This window comes from Inquilinus sp., assembly GCF_039594555.1.
Lineage (GTDB): Bacteria > Pseudomonadota > Alphaproteobacteria > DSM-16000 > Inquilinaceae > Inquilinus.
Map to the genome: position 1 here is coordinate 1 of NZ_JBCNNF010000617.1, position 2,958 is coordinate 2,958.

Here is a 2,958-nt window from a genome sequence, read left to right on the forward strand (position 1 = left end):
AGGGCGGGGACCGCGCATGTTCGCAGTCCCCGCCCTTTTTCATTCGAGGCCTTGCATGGCATCTGCTGCAGAACAGCTCGCTGCGAACCTGAACTTCGGCGCCTTCGCCAAGGCCACGGAGCTTCGCAAGCGCATCTGGTTCACCCTTGGCGCGCTGATCATCTACCGCATCGGCACCTATGTGCCGATCCCGGGCATCGATCCCCGCGTGCTGTCGGAGATCTTCCAGCAGCAGGGTGGTGGCCTCCTCGGCATCCTCAACATGTTTGCCGGCGGCGCGCTGGGTCGCATGACGATCTTCGCGCTGAACATCATGCCGTACATCTCGGCCTCCATCATCATCCAGCTCCTCACGGCTGTGTCGCCGACGCTCGAGGCGCTGAAGAAGGAGGGCGAGGCCGGGCGCAAGAAGATCAACCAGTACACCCGCTACTTCACCGTGGTTCTCGCCACCGCCCAGGCCTATGCCCTGGCGGTCGGGCTCGAGAGCGTGCACGGCTCGATGGGTGCTGCGGTGGTCGATCCCGGCTGGTACTTCCGCTTCACCACGGTGGTGACCATCGTCGGCGGCACCATGTTCCTGATGTGGCTGGGCGAGCAGATCACCTCGCGCGGCGTCGGCAACGGCATCTCGCTGATCATCTTCACCGGCATCGTCGCCTCGCTGCCGCATGCCCTGGTGCAGATGCTGGAGCTGGGCCGGACGGGCGCGCTGTCGCCCTTCGTCATCCTGGTGCTGCTGGTGCTGTGCGTGGCGGTGATCTTCTTCATCGTCTACATGGAGCGGGCGCAGCGCCGCCTGCTGGTGCAGTACCCGAAGCGCCAGGTCGGCAACCGCATGTTCGGCGGCGAGAGCTCGCACCTGCCGCTCAAGCTCAACACCTCGGGCGTGATCCCGCCGATCTTCGCCTCGTCGCTGCTGCTGCTGCCGGCGACGCTGATCGGCTTCGCCGGCAACCAGGCGCAGGGCGCCGGCGGCTGGGTGTCGTGGATCGCGACGCAGCTGGCGCATGGCCAGCCGCTGTTCATGGCGCTCTATGCCGCGCTGATCATCTTCTTCTGCTTCTTCTACACCGCGATCGTCTTCAATCCGGAGGAGACGGCCGACAACCTGAAGAAGTATGGCGGCTTCATCCCCGGCATCCGCCCGGGCAAGTCGACCGCCGATTATATCGACTACGTGCTGACCCGGATCACGGTGATCGGCGCCGCCTATCTGACGGTGGTCTGCCTGCTGCCGGAGTTCCTGACGTCCAGTTATTCGGTGCCGTTCTATTTCGGCGGCACCAGCCTGCTGATCGTGGTCACGGTCACCATGGACACGGTGGCCCAGGTCCACTCCCATCTCCTGGCCCATCAGTATGAGGGGCTGATCAAGAAGTCGAAGCTGCGGGGGAGCCGTCGATGAATTTGATCCTGTTGGGCCCGCCGGGGGCAGGGAAGGGGACCCAGGCGAAGCGGCTGGAGGATCGCTACGGGCTGAAGCAGCTCTCGACCGGCGACATGCTGCGCGCGGCGATCGCCGAGGGCACGCCGCTTGGCCGGCAGGTGAAGGAGATCCTCGACCGCGGCGACCTGGTCACCGACGAGATCATGCTCGACATGATCGCGGAGCGGATCGCCCAGCCCGACTGCGACCGCGGCTTCATCCTCGACGGCTTCCCGCGCACCGTGCGCCAGGCCGAGGGGCTGGACGAGACCCTGGCCCGGCACGGCAAGGCGCTGGAGGTGGTGATCGAGATGAAGGTCGACGAGGCGGCGCTGTTCGCCCGCATCGCCAACCGCGCCGCCCAGTCGGCCGAGAAGCGCGCTGACGACACCGAGGAGACGCTGCGCAAGCGCCTCGGCGTCTATCGCGACCAGACCGCGCCGATCATCCCCTATTATCGGGGCAAGGGCCTGCTGAAGTCGGTCGACGGCATGGCCGACATGGACACGGTGACCCGGCAGATCGAGACCATCCTCGGCTTCCAGCCGGCGGACGCCTCGGCCTCCTGACCGGGACGCGGGCGCGACGGATCAGGGCGGCCTCCGGGCCGCCCTTTTTCATGCCCGGCCCTCTTTCATGCCCGGGCGGCGGCCGCGGCGGCGATGATCCAGTCGCGGAAGGCGCGGATCTTGGGCCGGTGGCGCTGGTCCGCGGCATAAACGAGCCAATAGCCCTTGGCGCGGTCGACCAGCAGCGGGAAGGGCGCGACCAGCCGCCCGCTGGCGAGATCGTCGGCGAAGAAGTCGGGTGTGACCAGGGCCGCGCCGAACCCGCCCGCGGCGACCTGCGCCGACGCCGCCTGGCTGTCGAAATCCGGCGCCGGCTTGCGCAGCGCCGCGGGGGCATCGATGCCGGCCGCCGTGAACCAGGCATCCCAGCTCATGGGCATGCCGATCAGCGGCAGCGACAGCACATCCGCCGGCTGGCGCAGCCCGGCCGCGAGCCGGGGCGCCACCACGCAGGCGAGGCGGACATCCAGCAGCTTGTGGGCGATGACGCGCGGCGGAAACCCGCCCGGCCCGGTCCGGATCTCGATATCGGCGGCGAGGTCCGGGGAGATGCTGTCGCCGAGTTCGATGCTGGTGCCGAGCTTGACCGTTAGCTCCGGATGCGCGGCCTGGAAGGCGCCGAGCCGCGGCGCCAGCCAATGGGTGGTGAAGGTGGGCACCGTCATGACCGTCAGGTGGCGGCCTGCCGCATCCGTCTCGCTGCCGACCGCGGCGCGCAGGCGGCCGAAGGCGTCCACCACCTCGGCCGCCAGCCGCTCCCCCGCCTCGGTCAGGGCCAGGCTGCGGCCGCGGCGGGCGAACAGCGGCGCACCCAGCCGCTCCTCCAGCCGCTTGATGTGATAGCTGACGGCGGCCTGGGTCAGCCCCAGCTCCTCCGCCGCGCGGGTGAAGCTGACATGCCGCGCCGCCGCCTCGAAGGCGTGCAGGGCGGGCAGGGGCAGGCTGTCGGTCGGCATGGCT

The 2,958-nt window shown here is 68.8% G+C and carries 3 protein-coding genes; 2 read left to right on the forward strand and 1 reads right to left on the reverse strand.

Features of this window, described 5'->3' with window-relative positions; all coding sequences use genetic code 11:
* The first annotated feature begins 55 nt into the window (after positions 1–55).
* A complete protein-coding gene (gene secY, locus ABDW35_RS35050) occupies positions 56–1,408 on the forward strand; it encodes a preprotein translocase subunit SecY (protein WP_343718463.1) in 1,353 nt (450 codons plus the stop codon).
* Positions 1,405–1,998, forward strand: coding sequence for an adenylate kinase (locus ABDW35_RS35055; protein WP_343718464.1), 594 nt, complete (start codon positions 1,405–1,407; stop codon positions 1,996–1,998). Before secY ends, ABDW35_RS35055 begins: the two co-directional genes overlap by 4 nt.
* Before the next feature lie 65 nt (positions 1,999–2,063).
* On the opposite strand, the gene ABDW35_RS35060 is transcribed toward ABDW35_RS35055, so the two are convergent.
* A partial coding sequence (locus ABDW35_RS35060) for a LysR substrate-binding domain-containing protein (protein WP_343718465.1) occupies positions 2,064–2,958 on the reverse strand: 895 nt, incomplete at its 5' end.